The 14,136-nt window shown below is 64.5% G+C and carries 14 protein-coding genes; 10 read left to right on the top strand and 4 right to left on the bottom strand.

The annotated features are described in order from the left end of the window. Nucleotides 1–149 precede the first annotated feature (149 nt). The 5 genes from U4Y88_RS26420 to ttdB all read left to right on the top strand — a co-directional run bounded on the left by U4Y88_RS26420 (nt 150) and on the right by ttdB (nt 5,873). On the top strand, nt 150–1,349 hold the full coding sequence (locus U4Y88_RS26420; protein ID WP_321787540.1) for a cytochrome c: 1,200 nt from the start codon (nt 150–152) through the stop codon (nt 1,347–1,349). Beyond that, complete coding sequence (locus tag U4Y88_RS26415) at nt 1,346–1,819, top strand: (2Fe-2S)-binding protein (protein WP_321787444.1); 474 nt, start codon at nt 1,346–1,348, stop codon at nt 1,817–1,819. The genes U4Y88_RS26420 and U4Y88_RS26415 overlap by 4 nt, the downstream gene beginning before the upstream one ends. After that, complete coding sequence (locus U4Y88_RS26410) at nt 1,820–4,102, top strand: xanthine dehydrogenase family protein molybdopterin-binding subunit (RefSeq protein WP_321787442.1); 2,283 nt, start codon at nt 1,820–1,822, stop codon at nt 4,100–4,102. Between the two features lie 305 nt (nt 4,103–4,407). Continuing rightward, entirely contained in the window at nt 4,408–5,268 is an 861-nt protein-coding gene (ttdA, locus tag U4Y88_RS26405; RefSeq protein ID WP_415774505.1) for a L(+)-tartrate dehydratase subunit alpha, read from the top strand. Continuing rightward, nucleotides 5,265–5,873 carry a L(+)-tartrate dehydratase subunit beta gene (gene ttdB, locus U4Y88_RS26400; RefSeq protein WP_027818402.1) on the top strand — a complete coding sequence of 203 codons (609 nt, stop codon included), beginning with the start codon at nt 5,265–5,267 and terminating at the stop codon, nt 5,871–5,873. Before ttdA ends, ttdB begins: the two co-directional genes overlap by 4 nt. 53 nt (nt 5,874–5,926) lie before the next feature. On the opposite strand, the gene U4Y88_RS26395 is transcribed toward ttdB, so the two are convergent. Genes U4Y88_RS26395 through U4Y88_RS26385 form a run of 3 tightly spaced genes read right to left on the bottom strand, consistent with a single transcriptional unit; the run spans nt 5,927 to nt 9,137 of the window. After that, on the bottom strand, nt 5,927–7,183 hold the full coding sequence (locus tag U4Y88_RS26395) for a ferritin-like domain-containing protein (RefSeq protein ID WP_321787439.1): 1,257 nt from the start codon (nt 7,181–7,183) through the stop codon (nt 5,927–5,929). Then, nucleotides 7,140–8,006, bottom strand: coding sequence for a phosphate/phosphite/phosphonate ABC transporter substrate-binding protein (locus U4Y88_RS26390; protein WP_321787437.1), 867 nt, complete (start codon nt 8,004–8,006; stop codon nt 7,140–7,142). The genes U4Y88_RS26395 and U4Y88_RS26390 overlap by 44 nt, the downstream gene beginning before the upstream one ends. 15 nt (nt 8,007–8,021) lie before the next feature. Then, nucleotides 8,022–9,137: an acyl-CoA dehydrogenase family protein gene (locus U4Y88_RS26385; RefSeq protein WP_321787435.1), complete on the bottom strand. Its 1,116-nt coding sequence runs from the start codon at nt 9,135–9,137 to the stop codon at nt 8,022–8,024. A gap of 451 nt (nt 9,138–9,588) precedes the next feature. Between U4Y88_RS26385 and U4Y88_RS26380 the strand changes: the two genes are divergently transcribed. Then, on the top strand, nt 9,589–9,861 hold the full coding sequence (locus U4Y88_RS26380) for a hypothetical protein (RefSeq protein ID WP_224015092.1): 273 nt from the start codon (nt 9,589–9,591) through the stop codon (nt 9,859–9,861). A 107-nt stretch (nt 9,862–9,968) separates the two neighbouring features. On the opposite strand, the gene U4Y88_RS26375 is transcribed toward U4Y88_RS26380, so the two are convergent. Continuing rightward, nucleotides 9,969–10,718: an NUDIX hydrolase gene (locus U4Y88_RS26375; RefSeq protein ID WP_321787433.1), complete on the bottom strand. Its 750-nt coding sequence runs from the start codon at nt 10,716–10,718 to the stop codon at nt 9,969–9,971. Between the two features lie 105 nt (nt 10,719–10,823). Between U4Y88_RS26375 and U4Y88_RS26370 the strand changes: the two genes are divergently transcribed. From U4Y88_RS26370 to U4Y88_RS26355, 4 genes are all read left to right on the top strand, one after another. Continuing rightward, nucleotides 10,824–11,852 carry an SPFH domain-containing protein gene (locus tag U4Y88_RS26370; RefSeq protein WP_224015096.1) on the top strand — a complete coding sequence of 343 codons (1,029 nt, stop codon included), beginning with the start codon at nt 10,824–10,826 and terminating at the stop codon, nt 11,850–11,852. Further along, nucleotides 11,849–12,781 (top strand): sugar kinase, encoded by a 933-nt coding sequence (locus tag U4Y88_RS26365; protein ID WP_321787431.1) that lies wholly within the window; start codon nt 11,849–11,851, stop codon nt 12,779–12,781. The genes U4Y88_RS26370 and U4Y88_RS26365 overlap by 4 nt, the downstream gene beginning before the upstream one ends. Before the next feature lie 75 nt (nt 12,782–12,856). Beyond that, nucleotides 12,857–13,075 (top strand): DUF2945 domain-containing protein, encoded by a 219-nt coding sequence (locus tag U4Y88_RS26360; protein ID WP_310634102.1) that lies wholly within the window; start codon nt 12,857–12,859, stop codon nt 13,073–13,075. 230 nt (nt 13,076–13,305) lie between these two features. Then, nucleotides 13,306–14,130, top strand: a complete 825-nt coding sequence (locus U4Y88_RS26355) for an AraC family transcriptional regulator (RefSeq protein ID WP_321787429.1) — start codon at nt 13,306–13,308, stop codon at nt 14,128–14,130. The last annotated feature ends 6 nt before the right edge of the window (nt 14,131–14,136 follow it).

Raw genomic sequence — 14,136 nt, 5'->3', positions numbered from 1 at the left:
CGGTCTGTCCATCGCGCGTCGAAACGATCTTGCCTTTGGCTGTTTTCATGTCGTCGCGGCCAGAAAGGCGCAATGCGAACTTCCCTAAGAGGACATGGCCTTTGAGAAAACTTCTTCTCGTCGTTCTGTTGCTGTTGAACGGCGCCGGCATGGCGTACGCCGCGCCGCGCGTAGCGGAGCCAACACTCATCGAGCGCGGCCGCTATCTCGCACAGGCCGCCGACTGCGCGGCGTGTCATTCGGTGGAAAACGCGCCGGCCTTTTCCGGCGGCCTGAAAATGAACGTGCCGATCGGCGCGATCTATTCGACCAATATCACGCCCGATCCGCAAACCGGCATCGGTCAATATACGGAACGCGATTTCGCCCGCGCGCTGCGTGAAGGCGTCGCGCGCGACGGCCACGCGCTCTATCCCGCGATGCCGTATACCTCGTACAGCAAGGTCTCGGATGCCGATGTCGCGGCGCTCTACGCGTATTTCATGCACGGCGTGCCGCCCGTGCATCGCGCCAATCTCACGGCCACGATGCCGTGGCCGCTCACGATGCGCTGGCCGCTCACGCTCTGGAACACGCTATTTCTCGACGATCGTCGCTATACACCCGACACGCGGCAGAGCGTCGAATGGAATCGCGGCGCCTATCTGGTTCAGGGCCTCGGCCATTGCAGCGCGTGCCACACGCCGCGCGGCGCGGCCTTCCAGGAACTCGCGCTCGACGAGCACGGTGCGGCCTTCCTTTCGGGCGCGGCGCTCGATGGCTGGTTCGCGTCCAATCTCACGGCGAACGCCCGAACCGGCATTGGCGCATGGAGCGCGGACGATATCGCCACCTTCCTGAAGACCGGCGCGAACGCGCACGCCACGGCATTCGGACCGATGACCTCGGTGATCAATCACAGCACGCAGTATTTGTCCGATCAGGATCTCGCGTCGATTGCGGTCTATCTGAAGTCGTTGAAAGCGGAGAATCGAAACGCCAGCACGACGAGTGCAATCAATCCCGCCGCCATGGCTCACGGCACGCAAATCTACCGCGACTTTTGCGTGGCCTGTCACCTCGCGAACGGAAGCGGCACCGCGCCCTGGCTCGCGCCGTTGGTCGGGAATCCTAATGTGCTGGAAAACGATCCGCTCTCGCTCATCAACATCACGCTCAACGGCACACCGCATCTCACGATCGACGGCCAGCCCGCGCCCTATCCCATGCCCGCGCACCGCGCGGCGCTCAGCAACGCCGATATCGCGGACGTGCTCACCTACACGCGCAACAGTTGGGGCAATCACGCGCCGGCCGTCGCCGCGCATGAGGTCGACACGCTGCGCAAGCAAACTGGAACGCAACCATGACGGCCACGACGCCCGACGAATTCACCCTGCACGTCAACGGCCAGTCCGTGCGCGTGCAGGCCACGCCCGACACGCCGCTGCTCTACGTGCTGCGCGATCAACTGTCCTTGAAGGGTCCGCGTTTCGGCTGCGGACTCGGTCAGTGCGGCGCCTGCTCGGTGCTCGTCGACGGAAGCGCGCGGCGCTCGTGCGTGATGCCGGTGGCGTCGGCCACGCACGTCAAGATCACGACGCTCGAAGGCATGGGCACGCCCAGCGCGCCCGACCCGCTGCAAACCGCCTTCATCGACGAACAGGCCGTGCAGTGCGGCTACTGCATCAACGGCATGCTGATTGCGGCGCGTTCGCTGCTGAACGCGAATCCGCATCCCGACGAAGCGCAGATCAAGGACGCGCTCGCATCCAATCTGTGCCGCTGCGGAACGCATATGCGTATCGTGCGCGCGATTCTCAAAGCACGAGGTGCGTGAATGTCGATCGCTGAACCGCTTCAATTTTCGCGCCGCGATTTTCTGCGCCAGGGCGCGGCGCTCGTCATCGGCTTTTCGTTTGCGCGTATCGCGCCCGCGCAGAATGCAACACGCTCGCCCCCTGCTATCCCAGACGAAATCATCGATGAAAACGCCTTGCCCATCGCGCGCGCGAAAACGCTCGACGCCGCGCGCGTCGATGCATTTCTCGTGCTCGAAAGCGACGGCGCGCTCACGCTCTACACGGGCAAGGTCAATCTCGGCACCGGCAACACCACGGCGCTCGCGCAGATGGTGGTCGAAGAACTGGAGTTTCCGATCGAGCGTGTGCGCGTCGTGCAAGGCGACACTGCGATGACCGTCGATCAAGGGCCGACCAACGGTTCGATGTCGATTCAGGGCGCGGGCATTCAGTTGCGCCAGGCGGCCGCCACGGCGGCGGCGGCGATTCGCACGGCCGCCGCGCGCGTGTTTCATATCGCGCCCGGCGACGTTCGCCTCGACAGCGGCCAGGTCTTTCGCGATACGCGCGATACGCAAGGCATCGCGTATCACACGCTGCTCGCGAGCCAGCCCGTCGCGCTCGATCTCGACCCGAAGGCGGCGCTCAAGCCGCCGAAGCACTATAAGGTCGTGGGCCAGCCGATCAAGCGCGTCGACGTGCGCGCGAAAGTCTTCGCCGAATTCACGTTCATGCACGACGTCCACGTGGACGGCATGGTGCACGCGCGCATCGTTCATCCTGCTGCGTATGGCGCGCAATTGCTCGACGTCGACGAGCAGCACGCGAAGCAGGTGCCCGGCTTTCTGCGCACCGTGCGCATCGGCAATCTGCTCGCGGCCATCGCCACCGACGAGTGGTCGGCGATATGCAGCGCGCGCGCCTTGCGTGTGAAGTGGTCGGCATGGTCGGGCCTGCCGGAGCAAAGCAAACTGTTCGACGTCGTGCGCGCATTGCCTGTTCACGATCGCGGCCAGTTGCTCGATCGCGGCCAGGCCACCACCACCATCGAGCACGCCGATAAGGTGATTCGCGCGACTTATTGCTGGCCGATGCAAACACACGGTTCGATCGGCCCGTCGTGCGCGATCGGCGACTGGCGCGGCGGCAAGCTCACGGTCTGGTCGTCGACGCAGGCGCCGCATATGACGCGCGACCAGATCGCCGCGATGATGAAGATCCCGAAAGCCGACGTGCGCCTCATCTACGTCGAAGGCGCGGGCTGCTATGGCCGCAACGGCCACGAGGACGCGACCGCCGAAGCCGCGCTGCTTTCGCGCGCCGTGGGCAAGCCTGTGCGCGTGCAGTGGATGCGCGAGGACGAGCACGGCTGGGACCCGAAAGGCGCGCCCGTGGTCTCCGACGTGGCGGGCGTGCTCGACGCGCAGGGCAACATCGCGGCGTGGCAGTACACGACGTGGGTCCCCTGGCGCGTCTCGGGCAACGCGGACGTGCCCTTGCTCGCCGCCGAACTCATGCGCGGCTCGGCGATGGTCGACGAGCCGAACAACGCGGGCGGCATGGAGTTCAACATGGTCGCGCCTTACGACGTGCCGAACATGAGCGTGGCGGTCAACCGCACGACGCGCACGCCGTTGCGTCCTTCGTGGCTGCGCGGACCGGGACGTGTTCAGCATACCTATGCAAATGAGTCGTTCATGGACGAGCTCGCCGTGGCCGCGCATGCCGATCCGCTCGAATTCCGTTTGCGCCATTTCTCCGATCCACGCGCCCAGGCCGTATTGCACGCGGTCGAACAGCGTGCCGCGTGGCAACGCCGTCCGCTGTTTTCGTTGCGCCAGAGCGCGGATATCGTGCGCGGACGCGGCATGGCCTGCGTGCGCTATGAACCGAATCACGCCTACGTGGCCGCTGTCGTCGAAATCGAATTGAATCGCGCGACCGGCGTGATTCAGATCGGCAAGGTGACGGTGGCGCACGATTGCGGTCTCGTCGTGAATCCCGATGGCGTGCGCAATCAGGTCGAAGGCGAAGTCGTGCAGACGCTCAGCCGCACGCTGTACGAACAGGTGGACTTCTCGCGCTCGGCGGTCACGAGCGTCGACTGGCTCACTTACCGCCTGCTGAAATTTCCCGAGCTGCCCTCGCAGGTCGACGTGATGCTGCTCGACCGTCCCGATCAGCCGCCCGTCGGCGCGGGCGAACCCACCTGCGCGGTCATTCCTCCGGCGCTCGCGAGCGCCGTGTACGACGCCATCGGCGTGCGTCCTCGCACCATTCCTTTCACGCCCGCTTCGATACTCGCGCTATTGGCCGCGTAATTCGTTTTACCGCCAGAACACCGGGCGAATTCATCCTTAACCAGAATTCAAAGATGGATTGAATTCCGCCCCGGTTACAGCGTTTTCAGTTGGGTAAAGTACGTACAGATCCCATGCTTCCCCACGGACGGAGACACGTAGCGCGGGCCACGCGAACAAGCCGATCGAAACGGCTCGCGATTCCCGCCCTCTCGCGCCTTCTCACGCCGCGACGCGCATCGGCAATCTGCCTACCTATCCCCACAGTCACAGTATCAGGAGAAATCGTGGACAAGGAATCGAGTATCCAGTCCCTGACCGACACGATGGCGAAGTTCACGGCCTATATCGGCAAGCGCCTGCCGAAAGACGTGAAAGCCAAACTGTCCGAACTTCGCACGATGGAGACGAATCCGCTCGCGAAGTCGGTTTACGACTCCATGCACGGCAATCAGGAAGCCGCCGACAAACTCAATCGTCCGAGCTGCCAGGACACGGGTGTCATTCAGTATTTCGTGGACGCCGGCGCGCATTTTCCGCTGCTCGGCGAACTCGAGGAAATTCTGCGCGGCGCGACCGAAGGCGCGACGAAACTCGGGCCGCTGCGTCACAACGCGGTCGAAACGTTCGACGAAAAGAACACCGGCACGAATACCGGCACGCAGATTCCCTGGCTCGACTGGCGCATCGTGCCGGAAAAGGATAGCTGCACGATCGACGTCTATATGGCGGGCGGCGGCTGCACGCTGCCGGGCGCAGCGAAGGTGCTGATGCCGGGCCAGGGTTACGAAGGCGTGGCCGAATTCGTCATGGACGTGATCACCGAACGCGGCGTGAACGCGTGCCCGCCGCTGCTCGTGGGCGTGGGCGTGTCGACCTCGGTCGAAACGGCGGCGCGTCTGTCGAAGCTCGCGATTCTGCGTCCCGTCGATTCGAAGAGTGACAATCCGCGCGCGGCGCTGATGGAACAACTGCTCGAACAAGGGCTGAACGAAGTCGGCATCGGCCCGCAAGGTCTCACGGGCAACAACAGCGTGATGGGCGTGAATATCGAATCGTCGGCGCGTCATCCGTCGACGATCGGCGTGGCGATCAACACGGGTTGCTGGGCGCACCGGCGCGGCAAGATCCGCATCAACGCGGACCTGTCCTACGAAATTCTTTCCCACGAAGGGGTGGTGCTGTGAAGAAGGTCCTTACGACTCCCATCAAGTCCGAAGATCTCGAGGATCTCAATGTCGGCGACGTCGTCTATCTGACCGGACGGCTCGTCACCTGCCGCGACGTCGCGCATCGCCGCCTGATCGAACAGGGCCGCGAATTGCCCGTGAATCTCGAAGGCGGCGCGATCTTTCACGCGGGCCCCATCGTGCGCAAGAAAGACGACGGCAGCTTTGAAATGGTCTCCATCGGCCCGACGACGAGCATGCGCATGGAGAAGTTCGAGCGAGAGTTCATCGAGCAGACCGGTGTGAAGCTGATCGTCGGCAAGGGCGGCATGGGGCCGGAAACGGCGGCGGGCTGCCAGGAGCACAAGGCTGTGCACGCGATTTTCCCCGGCGGCTGCGCGGTGCTCGCGGCGACGCTCGTCGAGGAAATCGAAGGCGCGGAATGGCAGGATCTCGGCATGCCCGAAACGCTCTGGATCAATCGCGTCAGGGAATTCGGACCCCTTATCATTTCGATCGACACGAAGGGCAATAATCTGATTCAGCAGAACAAGACCGTGTTCAACGAGAAGAAGAAGCCCATTCTCGATCGCATCAGCAAGGAACTCAGCTTTATCAAGTAAGCGATAGCGCTGTGAAAGACCGCGCGGCGCGAGCCGTATTCGAACCGCGCGGTCTACATGAAATTGCGCGTATGCAGCGACGCGAGTTCGCGCGCCTCGGCCGCTTCGAAACCCAGGCGCACGAGCCGCGTGTAACGTCCATCGGCCATCTCGCGCATCAGATCCTGCACCCGCGCATAGCCGCGCGCCACGGCGGCCGGTGTCAGTTCGCCCGCCGCCACGAGTATCAGCGCATCGAAGACTTCTTCGTTGAGGCCCGCCGTGCCCGCCAGCGCACCGTGACGCGCCTCGATCGCGCGTGCCAGCCGCGTGCGCAAATACGGTTCGCTTTTGAGCCGGTAAAGCAGATGCGACATGCCGAGCGCCACGTGCCGCGCTTCGTCGCGCGCGGCGAGACGCGCGATCTGTCGTGTCAGCGGATCGGGGCCGTGCGCTTGCAGGAATTGCAGCAGCGCCACGAACGTGCCCTCGCCCATCACCGAAAGCAGAAAGCTCGCGAGCGAAAAATCCGCTTCGTCGAGCAGCGTCTTCAGCGAGGCTTGTCCGCCCGCCGTCGATAAGGCCGGTTCGTGCCCCTTGTGACGAATGCGCCGCGTAAAGACTTCGATATGCCGCGCTTCGTCGGCGATCTGAATCGCGAGCGCCGCCTGCAATTCCCGATAATGCGGATGCAACTGGCCGAGAAAACGCGCGGGCACGATTAGCGCGGCATTCTCGTTCTCGACCATATAGGTCATGATCTGCACCACCGCCGCTTCGACGGGCGCGGGCAATTCGAATTCCACCGACCAGTCGATGGCCTCATCGGGATTCCATTGCGCCGCGACGGCCTGCGCATAGAGTTCGCCCGCGTTTTCCGCCCAGACTTCCTCTTTGCGATCCAGACGAAATGCATATGGCGGCGAGCCCGCCTCCACCTGCGCCCCGCGCGCCGCCAGTCCCCAACCCGGCGACGCACGCGGCAAGACCGCATCGGGCGCACGCGGATCGCTATGGCCGCTTTGCTGCGCGTCGCGCCAACGTCCGTCACGGCCATAGCGGCTGTCGCGTTCAACGAGCGCGTAGCGCCGTTCATCGCCATCCGCGCCATCCGCGCCATCGTTATTCGTTTTCCACTGCAGAAGATGGCCTTGCGCGCGGCACCAGTGCGCGAGCATCACGTCCCAGCCAGGCGACGCGCCAATCACGCGCAAGCGCTCGCCCGGCCTGAGCGCGTCGAGCGCGTGCCGGACCAGCAGATGCGCGCCCGCGTCGAAACCGAGCGACTCAATATCGATAAGCGGGCTCGATGATCCGGCCTTGATCGTCATAGAACGCCTCCTCCGTGACCGCGCGATCGAGCAAGGCATAGCCGCTCGCGCGGCCGGGCAGCCAGCGCCGGAGCCCTTCCAGTTCGAGCAGCGGACGCACACTCGCGTCGTTCCAGTCCATCGAGCGCAGCAGCGCGCCAAAGCGTTGCGCGTCGTCTTCCGGCACGCCGGGGCTGACCGTCATGTTGCAGTGATCGAACGCGCCCGTCGTCGCGACGATGCGTGTGCCGCCAGCGGGCAGCGTGCCTTCGTCGGCGAACGCCTTGTAATTGCCCGCGATCATCCACGCCGCGTCGATCTCGCCGTTCGCGAGCGCATGGGCCGCATCGCGCTCGCCGCCGATATGATCGCCGTGCTTGCCGCCGAGCACGTCGAAACGGCGCGCGCGAAAATCCTGCTCGGCGACGAGACCGCCCTCGTGACGCAGATGATCGAGCGGAATCAGCGTCGCCTGAGGCGAATCGATCGCGCCGAAACCAATCGTCGCATCGCGCAGATCGTGCAGCGCCTGTATGCGACTATCGCTTCGCACAATTAGTACGGAATGCAGATCGATATCGGTATCGCGCATGACGAGCGATTGAACCGTTTCGCCGCGCGCTTCGGCCATGCGCTGCGCCCGTATCCACGCGAGCGGCGAATTCCAGGCGAAGGCGATATCGCCGGCGAATTGCGCCTCGACCTGAGTTTCGTAATTCGAATACAGCAGATAGTCGATCGCCAGTCCCTGCCCGGCGAACCACGATTTGAAGCCTTCCCAGATCGTGACGACCTTGGGGGCATAGGCGACGGCGCCGAGCATCAGCGGTGCGTGTCGTGACATGGCGTGTTCTCTCCGTCAAGCGAGCGGCATGCCGCAGAGCGCGCGGCCGATGAAGTCGTAGAGGACGTCCGAGGTCGGTCCCATGATGGACGCGGCGCGTGCGTCGCGGAACAGCCGCTCGATGCCCACTTCCTTGCGAAACGCCGCGCCGCCGCAGAGACGCATTGCCGTGTCGGTGACGTCGAGCGCCGCTTCCGCCGCCGCGGCCTTCACTTCGAGCACGCGCAGCATCGCGTCGGCGCGGCCCGCCGACAACGCCGCAAGCGTATCGTCGCGCAGCGTGCGGGCCTGATCGGCGCGAAGTTGGGCGCGCGCGAGATAGGCGCGGATCGTCGGCAGATCGCTCAGTGCCTCGCCGCTCTCCGCGAAGCGGCTCGCGGTGATGTGCTGCGTCGCGCGTTGCAGCGAGCCGTCGGCGAGTCCGATCGACGTCGACGCCACGAGGTTTGCAAACACCGGCAGCGCGTCGCCGTTCATGATGTCGCCGCCGCTGCCGTCCGCGCCGAGCATCGCGCTTGCGGGCACGCGCAGGCCTTCGGCGCGAATGGGCGCCGATGCGTTGCCGCGCAGACCGAGGCCGTCAAATGCGCTCGGTGCTTGCAGCCCTTGAGCGCGGCTGTCGACGAGCCAGAGCGTGCTCGCGCCTGCCGCGCGCGCGGGCCGCGACGACCAGACATAGGAATCCGCTTCCGATGCAGACGTCACCATGCTCTTGCTGCCGTTGAGCACGAAGTCGTCGCCGTCGGGACGCGCCGTGCCGACCGGCGCCCAGAAGTGGCTGCGCGAGCCGGTCTCCGACCACGCGAGCGTGGTGAGGTGCTCGCCGCGCGCGACCGCGCCACGGATTTCGACCGGGCCATACTTTTCGATCAGCGACGCGCCCGCGTAATGCATGGTGACGACCATGGCCGTCGACGGGCAATCGCGCGCGATGCGCTCGACGACCTGACACGCCTGCGCGAGACCGAGTCCCATGCCGCCGACTTCCTCGGCGCTGATGAGACCGAGCAGGCCCGCCTGGCCGAGCGCGTCGACGGCGGCGCGCGGAAAGCGCCCAAGCTGGTCGGTATGCGGGGCTTCAGGGGCGATGATGGTGCAAACAAGCGGTTCCAGCACTTCGATGTAGGACATCGGAACGTCTCCCGGGCAAGGTTCGCATAAACGGTTGTCCGGTCTGTGCTGAAGCCGCGAGCGGCGCGCGGCTAACCATGGCGCGCCCGTGAGGCGCTCCGGTGCATCTGTCGCATGCAGACCTGCAACAACGACTCTCGCACTTGATGAGGCCCGCTGCACGCAAGCGTGGCGGCGGGTCGAGGCATTATTGCACTTGCCGGAAATGTCTGGGCGCTGGATGCGGGGCGTGGATTGAGCGTGCTTTGGCGCGCGATTAAATGTTTAAGATCGATCGTTCGCGACATTCAAACTGGCAGCACGCAAAAGAAATCGAAAGGAGAATGCACGCGAAAGAAACATCAAGGCACGGTCTTTGCTATTAATTTTTCCGGGAGCGGTTCGTTAACCTTCCTGAGAGCGGCTTGAAGCGCTCTCGCGTCGAGGACAATTCATTCAGGAAGCCAAAGGCATGCAACGCAATTACGACTACAAGGGATATGCCATTCGAGTCAGCACCGAATGCATCTCGGAGCCGGCGCTGCGGAAAATGAGAATGACCGATAGTGGCTTTGTGGCCATGGTATCGATTCATAAGTCAGACAATTCGACGCCGTGCTTTCCGCAAATCCGCCTGGCCGATCTTGGCGACCGATGGTTCGTCAACGAAGTCGATGCGCTGATGCGCGGTTATAGCGTCGGGCGCCGCATCGTCGAAGAAGCGCTGGGCCAACGCGCGGCGTAATCCGACGCAGGAAAGCCGCTAGCCGTCGACGCCTTCAAGTCCGCTGATTTCGATGCCGGTGCCGACCACCGTCGTGATCGCGGACGCGAGCGACGCGTTCGCCCAATTCAATCGCCGCCACGCGGACTGAACGTGCGCGGAAACACCGCCGGCGCGCTTCGATCGACGATGGAATAGCCGAGCGCCGGCCGATTCGATTCTCCAGCGACATAACCCGCTTCCTTGAGAAACCCCGCCGCGAGCATCCGCGTGCGAAAGCCGCTTTTATCGACGGGCCGCCCGAGCACGATTTCATACATCCGCTGAAGCTGCGGCAACGTGAACGGCTCCGGCAGCAGGAATGCAGGCAGCGATGTGTATTCGACCTTGCTGCGCAAGCGCTCGACCGCCGCCTGCAGAATGACGTCGTGATCGAAGGCGAGTCCCTGCGCCGCAATCACCGCATCGACCGCGAACCACGCCACCTCGGCCGCATTCGCGCCCTTCGCGAGCGTCACGTCCTGCGCCGCGATCAGCGCGAACCAGACGTGCGTGGCCGACCAGCCGCGCGGGTCGCGCACCGCACTGCCCCAACTCCCCAGTTGCTCCAGATACGGACTCGCCACGCCGGTCTTGTCGAACAGCTTGCGGCGCGCGCACTCCTCGAGCGTCCTGTCGACCACTACGTCGACAAAACCGCCCGGCAGCGCCCAGCGTCCCGGGAACGGCTCGCCGGGCTCGTCCGGGCGCTGGACCAGCAAGACTTGCAACGCGTTGTCGAGCACCGAAAAGATCACGACATCGACGGTCGTATGCGGCTGTGAGAACTCGCGCGGCGCGCGCGCGCGTCGTCCGGCGGAAGACTTCGTGTTGGCCATGTGCACCTCGAAAACTTGACGTCCCTGAATCGAGGTTGTATTGTACAACCCATAGAAGTTGCACTGTACAACTCACATCCCGACACGCCACACAAGGAGCCCATCATGTTCGGTATCCGGTACATCAAGTCGCAGCCAACAGTCCACCTCATGCAGTTCCGCGCAGGCCAGATGGTGCGCGAAGGCGCGGGACTCTCGTTCTTCTATTACGCGCCGGCAACGACGCTGGTTTCGGTGCCCGTCGCCAGCCAGGATCGCCCTTTCATCCTCGAACTGGTGACGGCGGATTTCCAGAGCGTCACCGTGCAGGGACAGGTGACCTACCGCGTGCGCGACCCGCACCGCACGGCCGCGATGATGGACTTCTCGCTCGGCAAGGACGGCCGCAGCTATGTGTCCGACGACCCCAAGCGTCTCGGCGACCGCGTCGCGATGCAGGTCGAAGTCATCGTTCAGCAGACCGTGCAGGCGCTCGATCTGAAGCAGGCCTTGCGTGCTTCGGCGGCGATCGCGCAAACCGTGCAGACGGGCCTCGCCGATCAAACCGAAATCGCGGCGCTCGGCCTGGAAATCCTCGGCGTCTCCGTGATGGCCGTGAAGCCGACGCCGGACATCGCCCGCGCGCTCGAAGCGGAGGCCCGCGAGTCCAACCTCAAGGCCGCCGACGATGCCGTCTATCTGCGCCGCATGTCGGCGGTGGAAAACGAGCGGGCGATCCGGCAAAACGAACTCGATACCGATATCGCCGTCGAGCAGAAGAAGCGGCAAATCCGCGAAACGCAGATGGAAGCGAAGGCCACGCTGATGCGCAAGGAGAACGGGCTGCGCAACGAGCAGATGGCGGCCGATATCGAGCTCGAAGAAAAGCGCAAGGCGTTCGTGTCCGGTCAGGCGCAGAACAGCCGCACGCTCGCGGAAGCCGAGGCGCACCGCGTCGCGGCCGTCATGCAGGCGCTCGAAAAGGCCGACCCGCGCATCGTCAGCGCGCTCGCGGCGGCGGGCATGCAGCCGGGCCAATTGATCGCCCAGGCGTTCGGCGGCATCGCCGAGCGCGCGGAACGCATCGGTCAACTCAATGTGTCGCCCGATCTGCTCCAGGGCTTGCTCGGCAGCACGGAAAGGAAGGCAGCATGAGCGCCGATTCACGCAAGGTCGTGCTGGTGACGCGCCGCACGCGCTATGAAGATCTGATCGCGCGGCACCACACGCTCGCGCAGGCGAAGTTCTACATCGAGCACCTCGGCGCGGACTTCTCCGATTACCTCGCCGAGCACGCCGCCTACGCGCGCGCGCTGGAACTGACGGTTCGCGCGCTGGAAGACTGGGGCCGCTATCAGATTGTCGATCGCAGCTATCTGCCCAATTTCATCTTCGCGCCCGACGATATCGTCGTCGCGCTCGGGCAGGACGGGATCGTGGCGAACTCGATGAAGTACCTCGACGGCCAGCCGCTGATCGGACTCAATCCCGAACCAGGACGATGGGACGGCGTGCTGCTGCCGTTCGAGCCGCCCGAACTCGGCGCGGTGCTCGCGGATGTCGGGCGCGGCCGCCGCCCGACGAAGGCGGTCACCATGGCGGAGGCGCGGCTCTCGGACGGACAGGTGCTGCGCGCGGTGAACGATCTGTTTGTCGGCCCGCGCACGCACGCGTCCGCGCTCTACGAAATCGAACTGGGCGAACGCTGCGAATCGCAATCGTCGTCGGGCGTGATCGTGGCGACGGGTCTGGGCTCGACCGCGTGGATCAAGAGCGTGGTGACGGGGTCGATCGGCGTGAGCATGGCCGTGCAGGGTTCGCGCGAGACCTTCCGCTACGAAGCGCGGTCCTGGGACAGCCCTGAGCTGACCTTCGCGGTGCGCGAGCCGTTTCCGAGCCGGGCGTCGAAAACCGAACTCGTATTCGGCCAGGTGAGCGCGGCGCAGCCTTTGCGGCTGCGTTCGCGCATGCCGGAAAACGGCGTGATTTTTTCCGATGGAATGGAGAGCGATTATCTGCGCTTCACGGCGGGCATGGAAGCGACCGTGACTGTGGCGGATCCGCAGGGTTGTCTCGTGGTTTAGCCGCGTGGTTTAGCCCAGCGCCCAGGAACACGGAATGCGGCGATTAAAGGCTTTCAACCACTGGAGCGCACCATCATGTCCCATCGACTCAAAACAGGCGATCGCGTGACGTGGAATACCCCGCAAGGCATGACAACGGGCACAGTCGTCCGCCGCATCATCCGGGATACGGAACTGGACGGTCACGCTGTCGCCGCGTCGAAGGAAGACCCGCATTATGAGGTCGAAAGCGAAAAGAGCGGCGAACATGCCGTCCATCGCGCCGAGGCGCTGGAAAAGGTGCACAGGCACTAATCTGCGCGCCATTCGCCGTGCAATTCCCCGCTCACAATTCGCCGCGCAATTCCCCGCGCAATTCCCTACTGGGAATACGGTCGCCATTCAACCCATGCCCGATAAATTCGGCTATCGCGTTATCATGAATCGATGCTTGAATCTGTTTAATCGATAGCGGTGAATATGTCGGGTTTTACACAACCGTTCAGCGGGAAAATCTGCGGGGCCTTGAGGCCGCGAGCACGCGCATGAGCCGCGGCCCGCAATCCCGGCGCGCCGATTGGGTTCAGCGCGCGGAGCCGGTTGAAGGCGTCGAGCGCTTCGAAGCCTTCTTCACCGGCAATGCGTACGCGAGTCATCGCCACGACACCTATGCGATCGGCCGCTCGCTCGCGGGCGTGCACGACTTCCAGTACCGCCGCGGCATGCGGCGCAGCCTGCCGGGCCACACCATCGTGCTGCATCCCGACGAAGCCCACGACGGCCAGGCCGGCGCCGAGGGCGGCTTCCGCTACCGCATGATCTACGTCGAGCCAGCGCTGTTCCAGAACGTGCTCGACGGCCGCACGCTGCCCTTCATCGAGCACGGCATTTCGACCGATCCGCGTTTGCTGGCCGCCACCGAAACGCTGCTCCAGCCGATGAACGTCACGCTCGATCCGATGGAGCAGGCCGAAGCGCTCGCCGAACTCGCGACGGCGCTCGCGGCCGTCTCCGGCGCGCGCCCCGCACCCGCCTCGCGCGACTTCGCGAGCGCCCGCCGCGCGCGCGATTTCCTGCACGAGAACGCGCTGCGCGTGGTGACGCTCGATGAACTCGAAGCCGTCACGGGCCGCGACCGCTGGAGCCTCACGCGCGACTTCCACACCTTCTACGGCACGAGTCCGTATCGCTTCCTGACCATGCGCAGGCTCGATGTCGCGCGGCGCATGATGGAAGCGGGCACGCCGCTGGCGAGCGTGGCCGCCGCCACCGGCTTTACGGATCAGAGCCACCTCACCCGCCATTTCGGCAAGACATACGGCATCGCGCCGGCCCGCTGGCTTCAGATGGCGCGCGGCGCGGACGACTGAAAGCCA

This window comes from Paraburkholderia sp. J94, from assembly GCF_905220285.1.
GTDB lineage: Bacteria > Pseudomonadota > Gammaproteobacteria > Burkholderiales > Burkholderiaceae > Paraburkholderia > Paraburkholderia tropica_A.
The sequence above is the reverse complement of the archived record's forward strand: the minus strand, read 5'-3'. Positions and strand labels throughout refer to the sequence as shown.

Bases quoted from the DNA above. Each gene is read 5' to 3' on its own strand.
- U4Y88_RS26420 (WP_321787540.1), top strand. From the start codon at position 150: ATGGCGTACGCCGCGCCGCGCGTAGCGGAGCCAACACTCATCGAGCGC.
- U4Y88_RS26415 (WP_321787444.1), top strand. From the start codon at position 1,346: ATGACGGCCACGACGCCCGACGAATTCACCCTGCACGTCAACGGCCAG.
- U4Y88_RS26410 (WP_321787442.1), top strand. From the start codon at position 1,820: ATGTCGATCGCTGAACCGCTTCAATTTTCGCGCCGCGATTTTCTGCGC.
- ttdA (WP_415774505.1), top strand. From the start codon at position 4,408: ATGGCGAAGTTCACGGCCTATATCGGCAAGCGCCTGCCGAAAGACGTG.
- U4Y88_RS26395 (WP_321787439.1), bottom strand. From the start codon at position 7,183: ATGACGATCAAGGCCGGATCATCGAGCCCGCTTATCGATATTGAGTCG.
- U4Y88_RS26390 (WP_321787437.1), bottom strand. From the start codon at position 8,006: ATGTCACGACACGCACCGCTGATGCTCGGCGCCGTCGCCTATGCCCCC.
- U4Y88_RS26385 (WP_321787435.1), bottom strand. From the start codon at position 9,137: ATGTCCTACATCGAAGTGCTGGAACCGCTTGTTTGCACCATCATCGCC.
- U4Y88_RS26380 (WP_224015092.1), top strand. From the start codon at position 9,589: ATGCAACGCAATTACGACTACAAGGGATATGCCATTCGAGTCAGCACC.
- U4Y88_RS26375 (WP_321787433.1), bottom strand. From the start codon at position 10,718: ATGGCCAACACGAAGTCTTCCGCCGGACGACGCGCGCGCGCGCCGCGC.
- U4Y88_RS26370 (WP_224015096.1), top strand. From the start codon at position 10,824: ATGTTCGGTATCCGGTACATCAAGTCGCAGCCAACAGTCCACCTCATG.
- U4Y88_RS26365 (WP_321787431.1), top strand. From the start codon at position 11,849: ATGAGCGCCGATTCACGCAAGGTCGTGCTGGTGACGCGCCGCACGCGC.
- U4Y88_RS26360 (WP_310634102.1), top strand. From the start codon at position 12,857: ATGTCCCATCGACTCAAAACAGGCGATCGCGTGACGTGGAATACCCCG.
- U4Y88_RS26355 (WP_321787429.1), top strand. From the start codon at position 13,306: ATGAGCCGCGGCCCGCAATCCCGGCGCGCCGATTGGGTTCAGCGCGCG.